The organism is Dietzia sp. NPDC055340, from assembly GCF_053645335.1.
The window spans coordinates 59,565-72,058 of the sequence record NZ_JBSHML010000017.1; the positions used below are offsets into that span (position 1 = coordinate 59,565).

Annotated in this window: 10 protein-coding genes and 1 tRNA gene; 6 read left to right on the forward strand and 5 right to left on the reverse strand. The window is 70.2% G+C overall.

Going from position 1 to position 12,494, the window contains the following annotated elements:
• Positions 1–12 precede the first annotated feature (12 nt).
• Both ACWIFB_RS13175 and ACWIFB_RS13180 read left to right on the forward strand, forming a co-directional pair.
• Positions 13–1,104 (forward strand): GAF domain-containing protein, encoded by a 1,092-nt coding sequence (locus ACWIFB_RS13175; protein ID WP_454058482.1) that lies wholly within the window; start codon positions 13–15, stop codon positions 1,102–1,104.
• Positions 1,105–1,193: 89 nt separating this feature from the next.
• Entirely contained in the window at positions 1,194–2,447 is a 1,254-nt protein-coding gene (locus ACWIFB_RS13180; RefSeq protein ID WP_454058483.1) for a pyridoxal phosphate-dependent aminotransferase, read from the forward strand.
• A gap of 347 nt (positions 2,448–2,794) precedes the next feature.
• Here the strand turns inward: ACWIFB_RS13180 and ACWIFB_RS13185 are convergent, their stop codons facing one another.
• From ACWIFB_RS13185 to ACWIFB_RS13200, 4 genes are all read right to left on the reverse strand, one after another.
• On the reverse strand, positions 2,795–4,195 hold the full coding sequence (locus tag ACWIFB_RS13185) for a UDP-glucose dehydrogenase family protein (RefSeq protein ID WP_454058484.1): 1,401 nt from the start codon (positions 4,193–4,195) through the stop codon (positions 2,795–2,797).
• Positions 4,196–4,342: 147 nt separating this feature from the next.
• Entirely contained in the window at positions 4,343–4,906 is a 564-nt protein-coding gene (gene dcd / locus ACWIFB_RS13190; RefSeq protein ID WP_230928621.1) for a dCTP deaminase, read from the reverse strand.
• Positions 4,887–5,657: a hypothetical protein gene (locus tag ACWIFB_RS13195; protein WP_454058485.1), complete on the reverse strand. Its 771-nt coding sequence runs from the start codon at positions 5,655–5,657 to the stop codon at positions 4,887–4,889. The genes dcd and ACWIFB_RS13195 overlap by 20 nt, the downstream gene beginning before the upstream one ends.
• Before the next feature lie 186 nt (positions 5,658–5,843).
• Positions 5,844–6,647, reverse strand: coding sequence for a hypothetical protein (locus tag ACWIFB_RS13200; protein ID WP_454058486.1), 804 nt, complete (start codon positions 6,645–6,647; stop codon positions 5,844–5,846).
• Between the two features lie 231 nt (positions 6,648–6,878).
• Here ACWIFB_RS13200 and ACWIFB_RS13205 point away from each other — a divergent pair, with 231 nt between their 5' ends.
• The 3 genes from ACWIFB_RS13205 to ACWIFB_RS13215 all read left to right on the forward strand — a co-directional run bounded on the left by ACWIFB_RS13205 (position 6,879) and on the right by ACWIFB_RS13215 (position 8,880).
• Positions 6,879–7,172, forward strand: coding sequence for a hypothetical protein (locus ACWIFB_RS13205; protein ID WP_452101039.1), 294 nt, complete (start codon positions 6,879–6,881; stop codon positions 7,170–7,172).
• 73 nt (positions 7,173–7,245) lie between these two features.
• Positions 7,246–7,319, forward strand: a tRNA-Gly gene (locus tag ACWIFB_RS13210).
• Positions 7,320–7,458: 139 nt separating this feature from the next.
• Positions 7,459–8,880 (forward strand): phytoene desaturase family protein, encoded by a 1,422-nt coding sequence (locus ACWIFB_RS13215; RefSeq protein ID WP_454058487.1) that lies wholly within the window; start codon positions 7,459–7,461, stop codon positions 8,878–8,880.
• Positions 8,881–8,981: 101 nt separating this feature from the next.
• On the opposite strand, the gene ACWIFB_RS13220 is transcribed toward ACWIFB_RS13215, so the two are convergent.
• The gene (locus tag ACWIFB_RS13220; protein WP_454058488.1) at positions 8,982–10,295 is read right to left on the reverse strand and encodes a methyl-accepting chemotaxis protein; all 1,314 of its coding nucleotides are present in this window, start codon (positions 10,293–10,295) and stop codon (positions 8,982–8,984) included.
• Positions 10,296–10,531: 236 nt separating this feature from the next.
• Between ACWIFB_RS13220 and ACWIFB_RS13225 the strand changes: the two genes are divergently transcribed.
• Positions 10,532–12,370: an acyl-CoA dehydrogenase gene (locus ACWIFB_RS13225; protein ID WP_454058489.1), complete on the forward strand. Its 1,839-nt coding sequence runs from the start codon at positions 10,532–10,534 to the stop codon at positions 12,368–12,370.
• Positions 12,371–12,494 lie beyond the last annotated feature (124 nt).

The following is a 12,494-nucleotide window of genomic DNA, read 5'->3' on the forward strand; positions in this document are numbered from 1 at the left end:
CAGGGGGTGGCAATGTCGTTGCAATCGGCGCTGCGGTTCTCCGACCCCGGCGCCTTCGCGGCCCGCACGATCGAGGCCCATGAGATAGCGCTGGCCGGCGGTCAGACGCCCGATCTGGACTCCCGTGTGCTGCGCGCCTGGCAACGCAGTGGGGACGCGGGAATCTCCCCTGACCAGCAGGTCCCGCGCAGCGTCCTGTCGCGGGACGAGCTCGCGACCGCACGCGAGATGACGCCGCTGCACCGGGTCGCGGCCGAGGTCGTGGCATCGGTGGCGGACACCTCGGCCGCCGGACGCCACCTCGTCGTCGTCTCCGACACCCGGGGGCGCGTGCTGTGGCGCGCGGGCAGCGCGCAGGCGTTGCGTCGCGCGGACTCGATCGCGTTCGCGGAGGGCGCGGACTGGTCCGAGAAGGGCATCGGCGCCAACGGCATCTCGCTGGCTCTCGAAACCGGGGCCCTCACCCACGCCACCGCGGGCGAGCATTTCGTCCGCGCCCACCACGGCTGGACGTGCACTGCGAGTCCGATCAGGGATCCGCGGGGGCGGGTCATCGGGGTCCTCGACGTGTCCCACCCGCTGCGGTTCTCGTCGGTGGAGACCGCCGCGCTGGTGCGCTGCGGCGCTCGACTCGCCGAGTCCCTGCTCGCCGCGCTCCCGTCATTCCCCGCCGCGGCCGCCGGCCCCGGGCACGACGACGACAACGCCGCCGCCCACGCACCCGGCCACGTCCCGGCCGACCATTCCAACCCTGTCACCGCGATCCGACTGCTCGGGTGGAAACCAGCCGTGATCCGGGCGGACGGGACCTCGATCCCGCTCACGCCCCGGCGGGCCGAACTCGTGGCGCTGCTGGCCTCCCGTGAGGCGTGGTCGGCGCGGGCGCTGTCGGAGGCTCTCTATGAGGATCCGGCCGCCACCACGACGGTGCGCGGTGAGGTGCGTCGTCTCCGCCGGGCCACCGGGCTGTCGATCGAGTCCCAGCCGTACTCGCTGTGTCCGCTCGAGCGCGAGTGTGTGGACTTTCTGCGCGTCGAGCATCCCGACGAGCTTCTCCCGGACTCGGAGATCCCGGCGATCGTCGACCTCCGATACGGGATCTGACCGCGTCGATCCGGCCCGGAGGCCCGGCCCTGCCGCCGGCTGGGCACGTGATGCCGGGCACCCGCGCCGAAGTGGCACAATCGGCAGGTATGACGCCTGAGAACCCGGGACGCACGCACCACCAGCCGCGCCCGCTCGACCAGTCCTCCAAGCTCAAGGACGTCCTCTACGAGATCCGCGGGCCGGTGCTGGCGCGGGCGAACCAGCTGGAGGCCGAGGGCCACCGGATCCTCAAGCTCAACATCGGCAACCCCGCGCCCTTCGGGTTCGAGGCGCCGGACGTGATCATGCGCGACATGATCGCCGCGCTCCCCCACGCGCAGGGGTACTCGGAGTCCAAGGGCATCCTGTCGGCCCGGCGCGCGATCTTCACGCGCTACGAGCTGGTGCCCGACTTCCCGCGCCTGAGCGTGAACGACATCTTCCTCGGCAACGGCGTGTCCGAGTTGATCACCATGACCATGCAGGCGCTGCTCGACGACGGGGACGAGGTCCTCATCCCGGCCCCGGACTACCCGCTGTGGACGGCCATGACCTCGCTGTCCGGCGGCAAGCCGGTCCACTACCTCTGCGACGAGTCCGACGACTGGAACCCGTCGCTGGAGGACATCGCCGCCAAGATCACCCCGCGCACCAAGGCGATCGTGGTGATCAACCCCAACAACCCGACGGGCGCAGTGTACTCGCGAGAGGTCCTGCAGGGGATCGTCGACCTGGCCCGCGAACACAGCCTTCTGATCCTGGCGGACGAGATCTACGACCGGATCGTCTACGACGAGGCCCAGCACACGTCCATCGCCACGCTGGCCCACGACCTGCTGGTGCTGACCTTCAACGGCCTGTCCAAGACCTACCGTGTGGCCGGCTACCGAGCGGGTTGGATGGCGATCACCGGCCCCAAGGCACACGCCGCCGGGTTCCTCGAGGGGCTGGAGTTGCTGGCCTCGACCCGCCTGTGCCCCAACGTGCCGGCGCAGCACGCCATCCAGGTGGCCCTGGGCGGGTACCAGTCGATCGACGAGCTCATCGAGCCGGGCGGGCGCCTGCACGAGCAGCGTGGCATCGCGTGGGAGAAGCTCAACTCCATCCCCGGCGTGAGCTGTGTGCGGCCGATGGGCGCACTGTACGTGTTCCCGAAGCTGGACCCGAACGTCCACGAGATCCACGACGACCGCCAGTTCGCCCTGGACCTGCTGGAGCGCGAGCGCATCCTCATCACGCAGGGCACGGGCTTCAACTGGCCGGACCCGGATCACTTCCGGATCGTGACCCTGCCGCCGGGCCGCGACCTGGGCGTGGCGATCGAGCGGATCGGCAACTTCCTCAGCTCGTACCGGCAGTAGCCTCCGTACCGCCAGTAGCGCCCGTACCGCCCATAACCCACACACCGCCAGTAACCCTCACACCGCCAGTAACCGTCATCGAGAAGAGCGTTCCGCGCGCCCGCTCTCGGGCGATGTGTGCGGAATGCTCTTCTCGACGGGGCGTCGGACCCGCCCGGCCTGCCCCGTTCGCCGGCCCAGCCGTTTGTCGACGCTACGGTGAGGCTTGATTGCAGCACCGCGAGGAACAGTCCGAAACTTCGCAGTGGTGCAACCAAACCGCGACATCGCGGCTCGGGGGCACGGCGTCGCGCACACGCGAGCGGGCAGATGCGACCGGCAAATGCGACCGCGCACGCAGTAGCCGGTCAGGCCCGGGCCATCGCCGCGCTTCCGACAGCCGCCGCCACCACTCCGGCGAGCGCCCGGGCGTCGGCAGGTGTGGACACACCACGCCCGAGGGCCCGGTAGGTCCAGCCCGCCTCCCGCCACCGCTCGCCCGGCATGCAGTTGCGGCCGTCAAGCAGGACCCGACCGCGCGCGACCCGCGCGACCGCGGCCGGGTCCAGCTCCACGAACTCGCCCCACTCGGTCGCGACCAGCACCACGTCCGCGCCCTCGCACGCCTCCAGCGCCGAGTCGGCGTAGGCGAGCGTGGGGAACAGGGCCCGGGCGTTGTCCAGCGCCTGCGGGTCGTACACCACGGCCCGCGCGCCCTTGAGCGAGAGCATGCCGGCCACGTTGAGCGCCGGCGAGTCCCGCACGTCGTCGGAGTTCGGCTTGAACGCCGCGCCCAGCACCGCCACGGTCTTGCCGATCACCGTCCCGCCGCACACCTCGGCCGCGAGGTCGACCATCTTGTCGCGTCGCCGCATGTTGATCGTGTCGACCTCCCGCAGGAACGTCAGCGCCTGCGCCGCGCCCAGTTCACCGGCGCGGGCCATGAACGCCCGGATGTCCTTGGGCAGGCAGCCGCCGCCGAAGCCCAGGCCGGCGCCGAGGAACTTGCGCCCGATCCGCGGGTCCATCCCGATCGCATCCGCCAGCACGGTCACGTCGGCGCCGGCGGCCTCGCAGACCTCCGACACGGCGTTGATGAAGCTGATCTTGGTGGCCAGGAACGCGTTGGCGCTCACCTTGACCATCTCGGAGGTGGCCAGGTCCGTGACGATCACCGGGCACGGATCGGATTCCATGATCGGCGCGTACGCCTCGTCGATCAGCGCCCTGGCCGCGCACTCCGGATCGGACAGGCCCACCACGATCCGGCCCGGCCGCAGGGTGTCCTCGACGGCGAAGCCCTCGCGCAGGAACTCCGGATTCCACGCCACGTCGACCCGCACGCCGTCAGCCGCGGAGCGGTCGGCGATCTCCTGCAGCCGCGCCGCCGTCCCGACCGGCACCGTCGACTTCCCCGCGATCACCGCGTCCCGGCTCACCAGCGGCGCCAGCCGCGCCACCACGTCCTCCACGTGCGAGATGTCGGCCGCGAAGTCGCCCTTGCGCTGGGGCGTGCCCACACCGATGAAGTGCAGGTCCGCGAACTCCGCGGCCTCCGCGTAGTCGGTGGTGAAACGCAGCCGACCCGACTCGACGTGCCTGGACAGGATCTCGGGCAGGCCCGGCTCGAAGAACGGGACCTCGCCCCGACACAGCCGGTCGACCTTGACCGCGTCCACGTCCACCCCGAGCACCTCGTGACCGAGTTCGGCCATGCAGGCGGCGTGGGTGGCGCCGAGGTATCCGGTTCCGAAGACGGTCATACGCATGTCGTCATGCTATCGACCCCGGTCAACCGGTCGGAGGACTCAGGATGACGCGCCGGGCGACGCCCGATGAACTCTCGGCGGCCCCGACCGGCCCCCCACCGGCCTGCCAACGTGCGCGCGGACCGCCGGACCGGCCCCGGCGCGCTGTCACTGGAAGTTGAGGTACGCCTTCGACGCCGTCGGCCCGCGCTGGCCCTGGTACTTGGAGCCCATCGCCGAACTGCCGTACGGGTTCTCGGCGGGGCTGGACAGCCGGAACAGGCAGAGCTGGCCGATCTTCATCCCGGGCCACAGGGTGATGGGCAGGTTGGCCACGTTCGACAGTTCGAGCGTGATGTGCCCGCCGAAGCCGGGGTCGATGAACCCGGCCGTGGAGTGGGTGAGCAGGCCGAGCCGCCCGAGCGAGGACTTGCCCTCGAGACGTCCGGCCAGATCGTCGGGCAGTTCGAGCCGCTCGAGCGTGGCACCCAGGACGAACTCGCCGGGATGCAGGACGAAGGGATCGCCGCCTGACACCTCGACCAGTTCGGTCAACTCGTCCTGCTGCTGCGCCGGGTCGATGTGGGTGTAGCGCGAGTTGTTGAACACGCGGAACCGGTGGTCGAGCCGGACGTCGATGCTCGAGGGCTGGATCAGCGACGGGTCGAACGGGTCGAGCGCGACCCGCCCGTCGGCGAGCTCGGCACGAAGGTCACGGTCGGAGAGCAGCACGATCCAGAGGGTACCGCGGCCCGCCCGCGAGCAATCGGATCTGGGTCCCCAACTCGGCCACCTCGGTGCACGCCTCGGCGAACGGCAGCCGCTGCCGGTGGGTGTTGTCGTCGCGGTCGGTGAACTCGAGGTCCACGCCGGCGCGGTCGATTCCGACGAGCAGCGGTCGCTGCGCGGGCAGGCAGCGACACACGCGCATGGCGATCCGCGGGACGATCCGGCAGCGCGGATCGTTGAGGTGGTCGAGCCAGTGCCCCTCGAGGTCGGCGAACGGGTCGGGGCCGGACGTGGCGAGGTCGTCGGGCTCGATGTCGGTGACGCCGTCGTGGTCGGTGAGGACGATCCGGTCGGCGCGGAGCCGCACCAGCGCGAGGTCGCCGCCGACGCCCAGCAGTGAGGGGTCGGGGAGGTCCACGGCGATGTGGGTGGCCACGTGGCGCTGCGCGTGGCCGCCGGGCAGTTCGACCCGGCCTTCGACGACGACGACACGACGACACCGCCCGTCGGCGACCCCTCCGAGGATCACGTCCAGGACTTCGAGCCGGGCGTACAGCCCCCCGGCGGTGATCGCGGCGGCGTCGGCCATCGGGATGACCAGCCAGAGGTCTGCCGTCCCGGGGGCGTGATGCGCCAGCGTCACGGTGACGGCCGGGGTGCCGGACCCGATGGTCAGCGTTGCCCGGCCGCAGCGGCGGAGTGCGGAACCGACGCGCTCGGCAGGTTCGGGGACGGGCCCCACCAGTGATCGCATGGAGTCGAACCCCTCTCGTGGAATCGGTACCCGGCCCGTTCCGGCGCCTCAGGGATTGGCGCCGGAACGGTTCGGGGGCGGGGACGTGACTACCCGCGCCGATCAACTTAGGTAAGGCTCACCTACAACGCAAGGACTTGGCGGAAACTCAGCAGAAAATTATCCGCGCGGACCGGTCCGACAGGGTCAGGAATCGAGGAGTTCGAGCTCGGCGCGCAGCATCTCGGAATCGAGGCAGACCTGCGAGAACGGCACTCGCACGACCTCGCGGAATCCGCCGCCGACCGAGGCCACGTCGAGGTCCAGGCCGCGGCCGTCGACGCCGACGATCCGCGGGTTCGTGCCGGCGATCTGCCGTCCGGCACGCAGCGCCAGACGCGCAGCCCATCCGGCGTCCGCCCCGATCCGGCGGAGCCAGGCCTGCTCGTCCACGCCGATCGGGTCGACGGGCGCCGCGGCGAGCTCGGCGCGGGAGACGATGTCCACGCCGTCACTGCCGAGGTACGTGATCTCCAGCGGCTGCAGCTCGCTCAGGCGCATAGAACCCAGGCCCCCGGCCGGGCTCATCGAGCCACCGTCCGCAGCCACAAGACGGCGGCGACGCGCATCGGACGACGCGGTGACGATCCCCGACATCGTGACGACCCCACGGATGACGGCGCAGTCGTCGTCGCACCCCTCGGGACGTGCCACCTGCCGGCCGTCCAGCGCGAACGACGGTCGCGGGGCGGCACCACGGCAGCGCCCGGTACAGACGGAGTCCACGATCTCGACGGTCGCGGAGGCGCCCACGGCGGCCACGCGGGCCTCGTCCCCGACGGCGCGGGACATGCCGTTGACGTCGACGACGAGGACCACGACGCCGTCGTCACGCACACGTGCCGAGCGCAGTGGACGGCGCAGGATCCCGGCCTCGATCGTTCCGACCGCGCCGCGGGCGAGCACCGTGCGGACACGCTCGGCGATGGGCTGCTGCGTCACGTCGTTCATCGCGCACCTCCAGGGCAGGGTGGCATCCGCCGGTCGATACTCCGACCCCTGAAACGGACCGCCCTCCTCATTAAGCGCTCTCGTCGGCCGAAATGCTACCCGCCAGTAACAAACGGGTGCGTGAAACTGGACACATCAACGTCCTCCACCGGGCGCACGGGGGACCCCAGGGGCCCCGGCTGCAGCGACCGGATGTGCACCGACCCCGGCTGACGTGGTGAAATGGGGCGCATGGACGAGTTCAGGGAAGAGCCCTCCAAGTACGTCTGGCGCTGGACCGTGTGGTCGTGGGTCTGCGTCGGACTGGCCGTACTCATCGTGCTGATGGGGATCACCAGCTACATGTCGCTCACCCCGTGGATCATCGGGGCGATCGCGGTGGCCGTGATCGGGGGCATCGGGTTCGGCTTCGTGCCCCGCGCCTCGCTCGACCAGCCCAGGCGGCCCATGACGTCGAGCGCGCGCCGCAAGGCCGCCGCCGCGAAGCGGAAGTCCGCCGAGAAGCCCGCGACCGACGAGAAGTAGGAGCAGCGCGACCGACCCGCGGCGGTAATGCGCGGCGGGGGCGTGCTAACCTGAACCAGCCCGAGCGGGCAGTGCCGATGTAGTTCAATGGTAGAACTTCTGCTTCCCAAGCAGACAGCGCGGGTTCGATTCCCGTCATCGGCTCCAAGTAGTGTCCCGGATCCTCGTTGGTCCGGGACATTCCTCATTTTGCGGAGCCATCCCCGCAGACGCGGCGAGGGGCCGCTCGCCGACAGGTCCGCCGTGACCCGTCGCGACGAGTCCACGGTGGGATAGAACTGATCCCATGCCCTCAGCAATCATCGTCGGAAGCGGGCCCAACGGTCTGGCAGCCGCGTTGACACTGGCCGCCGGTGGAGTCGATGTAACCGTCCTGGAAGCATCCGACTCCATCGGCGGCGGCACCAGGTCCGGCGAGCTGACGCTGCCGGGCCTGCTGCACGACCACTGCTCGGGGTTCCACCCACTGGCTGTCGACACCGGCTTCAGCCGCCAGTTCGGCCTCGAGGACTACGGCCTGCGCTGGTCGCTGCCGGAGGTCCAGTACTCCCACCCGTTGGACGGTGGACGTGGCGCGTCGGTGTGGCGATCGGTGGACCGCACCGCCGGGGAACTGGGCGACGACGACAACGAGTCCTACCGCCGGATGTTCGGACCGTTGACCCGGCGGTTTCCCCAGATCGTCGACGAGTTCCTGCAGCCGCTGGTCCACGTGCCCGGCCACCCGGTCCCGCTGGCGAGGTTCGGGCTGTACGCGGCACTGCCCGCCGCACTCCTGGCCCGCCGCTGGGAGTCCGAGGAGGCGCGGGCGCTGTTCGCCGGCGTGGCCGCGCACTCGTTCCGCCCCCTGGGCTCGGTGATGTCGTCGGCGATCGGCGTCGCCCTCGGCACCGCCGCGCACCGGTACGGCTGGCCGGTGGCGGCCGGCGGCTCGTCCACCATCACTACCGCGATGGCCACCCGCCTCGCCGAGTTCGGAGGCCGGATCGAGACCGGCGTCTCCGTTCGGGACCACCGCGAGCTGGGCCGCCCCGACCTGCTCCTGCTCAACACCTCCCCCTCCGCGGCCGCCGACATCCTCGGCGACGACCTGCCCCCGCGGGTCGGCCGCGCCTATCGACGGTTCCGGCACGGCCCCGCCGCGTTCCAGGTGGCGTTCGCCGTGGAGGGCGGGATCCCCTGGGCCCACGAGCCCTCCCGACATGCGGGCACGGTCCACGTGGGCGGAACGCTTCCCGAGATCGCCGACGCTGAACGGCGGGTCGTGCGCGGGGAGATGCCGGAGCGTCCGTTCATCCTGGTGGGGCAGCAGTCCGTCGCCGACCCGCACCGCGCGAAGGACGGCGTCCATCCCGTCGACGCCTACGCCCACGTCCCCGCCGGGTGGACCGGTGATGCCACCCGGACGATCATCGACCAGATCGAGCGGTTCGCACCGGGCTTCCGGGACCGGATCCGCTCCACCCGGTCACTGTCGACCCAGCAGATCGAGGATTATGACCCCAACTTCGTCGGCGGCGACATCGTCACCGGCGCCAACACGCCGTTCCAGCTGGTCTTCCGCCCCCGGGTGGCCCTCAACCCCTACTCGGCGGGGATCCCGGGCGTGTACATCTGCTCTGCGGCGGCCCCGCCCGGCGCCGGCGCCCACGGGATGGCGGGGTGGAACGCCGCCCGCTCCGCCCTGGAGCATCTGAGATCGCGGTGACGGCGGGCGCAGCACAATGACGTCATGCTGATCACCACGCCGCAGGGGCCCGTGGAGAATTACTCCGACACGGACGCTCGGCCGGTCGACCGCGCGACCGACTAGGTCAGCCTGTTGTTGCCCTCCCCGCCGCGGCGGCGCAGGCGCTGGAAACCCGGGATGCCGTTCAGCGCCTCCAGGCAGTTGTTCGCCACCACGAGGATCTCGGACAGCTCCGGCGCCACGGTGTCGAGAGACCTGACCACCGGCAGGACGTCCGTCTCCACCGCCTTGATGATCGCCGGCAGGTTGTCGATCACGTCGAGGACGGCCTCGAAGTCGTCAGAGTCCACGGTGTCGGCGACCCGCCCCACGACCGGCATGAGCTTGGTGGCCACGTCGTCGGCCACCACCAGCAGTTCGGTGACCCGGGTGGCGATGAGCTTGGCCTGATCCGACAGGGCGCCCTCCTCGAGGAGCAGCTCCTCCAGGACGGGGCGCACCTCCGCGACGGTGGTCTCCACGAGTTCGAGGACGGGTGTCACGCGCTCCACGAGTTGCTCGGCGTCCCCCACCGTCGAGTCAGCTCGGAGGACGACGCCCTCGGCGGCGCCCACCGTGGAGTCGACCCGCACGACGAGGCCGTCCGCCGAATCCACCGTCGAGTCGACGCGCAGGACGAGGTCCTCGGCGTCGCCGACCGCGGTCGCGACCCGGCGCACCAGCTGCGCGGCGTCACCCACGGTCGAGTCCACACGCAGCACCAGTCCCTCGGCGGAGCCGACTGTCGAGTCCACACGCAGCACCAGCTGCTCGGCGGCGCCCACCGCGGAATCGATCCGCAGGACGAGCTCCTCGGCGTCACCGACCGCAGCCGCCACGCGCTCCACGAGTTGCTCGGCGTCGGTCACCGCCGAATCCACCCGCAGCACCAACCCCTCGGCGTCGGTCACCGCCGAATCCACCCGCAGCACCAACCCCTCGGCGTCGGTCACCGCCGAATCCACCCGCAGCACCAACCTCTCCACGTGGCCGGCAACCGTCTCCACCCGGCCGACGATCGGTTCGACCCTGTCGACCACCGGCTCGACCCTGCTCACCGCGGTCTCGACGCGGGCGACGATCCCCTCCGCCGCACCGACCGCGAGCTCGGCGCGGGTGACGGTCCGGCCGACGCGGGCCACCGTGTCGTCGACCTCGTCCACCGAGTTCGCCGCGGCGAGGATGACCTGGTCGACCGCGGCCACCGCACGGTCGATGTTGGCGATGATCGAATTGACCCTGGCCACGATCAGTTCGGCATCCTCCAGCAGGAGCGCGATGCGCGCGGGGATGGACCACATGTACCGCGCGACGCGGATCTCCCACGCGACGAGGCGGGTCGCGGCACCGACTACCGACGACGGACCGGGGAACCTCGGCTGGATATCTGACATATGCCGATGATGCCCCACTCTCACGCTCATCGTGACCAGCACATACGACTCGGCCCGAGGTCTGCAGAATGACAACGGAAAAACAGAGCCATCCCTCACCTTGGACTGTTTGCTGACAACCCATTAGCATCGATCTTGTTACCGGCGAGTAGGTTCCGGCATGCGGCCGCGACCTGCAGCGTTTCGACCGGCATAACCAAATCCATGACACCGCACTCCGAACGGAGAAGACCGATATGGGTCATTACAAGAGCAACGTCCGGGATCTCGAGTTCAACCTCTTCGAGGTCCTGCGAATCAACGAGGCACTGGACGCCGGCGAGTTCGGCGACATGGACACGGAGACCGCCAAGGGCATCCTCAGCGAGGTTCAGACGCTGACCGAGGGTCCCGTCGCCGAGTCCTTCGCCTCCGCCGACCGCAACCCGCCGGTCTTCGACCCGGAGACCCACTCGGTCTCGATCCCGGAGGACTTCAAGAAGTCCTTCGCCGCCTGGTACGACGCCGGCTACACGCTCATGGGCCTCCCGGAGGACCTCGGCGGCATGCCGTCCCCGCGCAGCCTGGTCTGGGCCACCGGCGAGATGATGCTCGGCGCGAACCCGGCCGCCTACATGTACTCGGCCGGCCCGTCCTTCGCCGCCGTGATGTACGAGAACGGCACCGAGGAGCAGAAGAAGTGGGCCACCACCTGCGTCGAGCGCGGCTGGGGCGCCACCATGGTCCTCACCGAGCCTGATGCCGGCTCCGACGTGGGCGCGGGCCGTACCAAGGCCGTCAAGCAGGACGACGGCTCGTGGCACATCGAGGGCGTCAAGCGCTTCATCACCTCGGCGGACTCGGACGACATGTTCGAGAACATCTTCCACCTGGTCCTGGCCCGCCCCGAGGGCGCCGGTCCCGGCACCAAGGGCCTGTCCCTGTTCTTCGTGCCGAAGTTCCACTTCGACTTCGAGGCCGGCGAGATGGGCGAGCGCAACGGCGTCTTCGTCACAAACGTCGAGCACAAGATGGGCCTCAAGGTCTCCACTACGTGTGAGCTGACCTTCGGCGGCCACGGCGTCCCGGCCAAGGGCTGGATGATCGGCGGCGACGAGCTCAACCAGGGCATCCGTCAGATGTTCGACGTCATCGAGCACGCCCGCATGATGGTCGGCACCAAGGCCATCTCCACGCTGTCGACCGGCTACCTCAACGCCCTCGAGTACGCCAAGGAGCGCGTCCAGGGCGGCGACATGACCGAGATGGCCGACAAGAACGCCCCGCGCGTCACCATCATGCATCACCCGGACGTCCGCCGCGCGTTGATCCGCCAGAAGGCGTTCGCCGAGGGTCTGCGCGCCGTGTACATGTACACCGCCGCCCACCAGGACGACACCATCGCCGCGCGCGTCTCCGGCGCCGACGCCGAGATGGCCCACCGCGTCAACGACCTGCTGCTGCCGATCGTCAAGGGTGTCGGCTCCGAGCGCGCCTACGAGCTGCTCACCGAGTCGCTCCAGACCTTCGGCGGATCCGGCTTCCTGCAGGACTACCCCATCGAGCAGTACATCCGTGACGCCAAGATCGACTCCCTCTACGAGGGCACCACGGCGATCCAGGCGCAGGACTTCTTCTTCCGCAAGATCGCCCGCGACCGCGGCACCGCCGTCGGCCACGTGTCGGCGCAGGTCAAGAAGTTCCTGGAGAACGACAACTCGAACGGCGCGCTCGCCGCCGAGCGCGAGCGCCTCGCCACCGCCCTGGGCGATGTCGAGGCCATGCTCGGCACCTGCTTCGAGCACCTGATGGGCTCGCAGGAGGAGCCGAAGCGCCTGTACACCATCGGCCTCGCGTCGGTGCGCGTGCTGATGGCCTTCGGCGACCTGGTCATGGGCTGGCGTCTGCTGGAAGGCGCGGAGGTCGCGCTCGGAGCCCTCGAGGGCGCCAACGACGACGACAAGGCCTTCTACAACGGCAAGATCGCGGCGGCCCGCTGGTTTGCCAAGAACGAGCTCCCGCTGCTGACCGCCACCCGCGGGATCGTCGCCGACCTCGGCAACGACCTCATGGAGCTGGACGAGGCCGCATTCTGATCTAGACCGCGCCCACGCAGAAGTCGCACGAGAACTCTGAGCGGGCACGTCCCGGACGGGCCCCGCGCCTGAGCCGACTCTGGGCCCCGCGCCACCACGGCGCGGGGCCCACTGTCGTCTGGCC

Coding starts and splice junctions, on each gene's coding strand:
- ACWIFB_RS13220 (WP_454058488.1), bottom strand. CDS start 10,295: ATGTCAGATATCCAGCCGAGGTTCCCCGGTCCGTCGTCGGTAGTCGGT.
- ACWIFB_RS13180 (WP_454058483.1), top strand. CDS start 1,194: ATGACGCCTGAGAACCCGGGACGCACGCACCACCAGCCGCGCCCGCTC.
- ACWIFB_RS13195 (WP_454058485.1), bottom strand. CDS start 5,657: ATGCGATCACTGGTGGGGCCCGTCCCCGAACCTGCCGAGCGCGTCGGT.
- ACWIFB_RS13185 (WP_454058484.1), bottom strand. CDS start 4,195: ATGCGTATGACCGTCTTCGGAACCGGATACCTCGGCGCCACCCACGCC.
- ACWIFB_RS13225 (WP_454058489.1), top strand. CDS start 10,532: ATGGGTCATTACAAGAGCAACGTCCGGGATCTCGAGTTCAACCTCTTC.
- ACWIFB_RS13175 (WP_454058482.1), top strand. CDS start 13: ATGTCGTTGCAATCGGCGCTGCGGTTCTCCGACCCCGGCGCCTTCGCG.
- ACWIFB_RS13205 (WP_452101039.1), top strand. CDS start 6,879: ATGGACGAGTTCAGGGAAGAGCCCTCCAAGTACGTCTGGCGCTGGACC.
- ACWIFB_RS13215 (WP_454058487.1), top strand. CDS start 7,459: ATGCCCTCAGCAATCATCGTCGGAAGCGGGCCCAACGGTCTGGCAGCC.
- ACWIFB_RS13200 (WP_454058486.1), bottom strand. CDS start 6,647: ATGAACGACGTGACGCAGCAGCCCATCGCCGAGCGTGTCCGCACGGTG.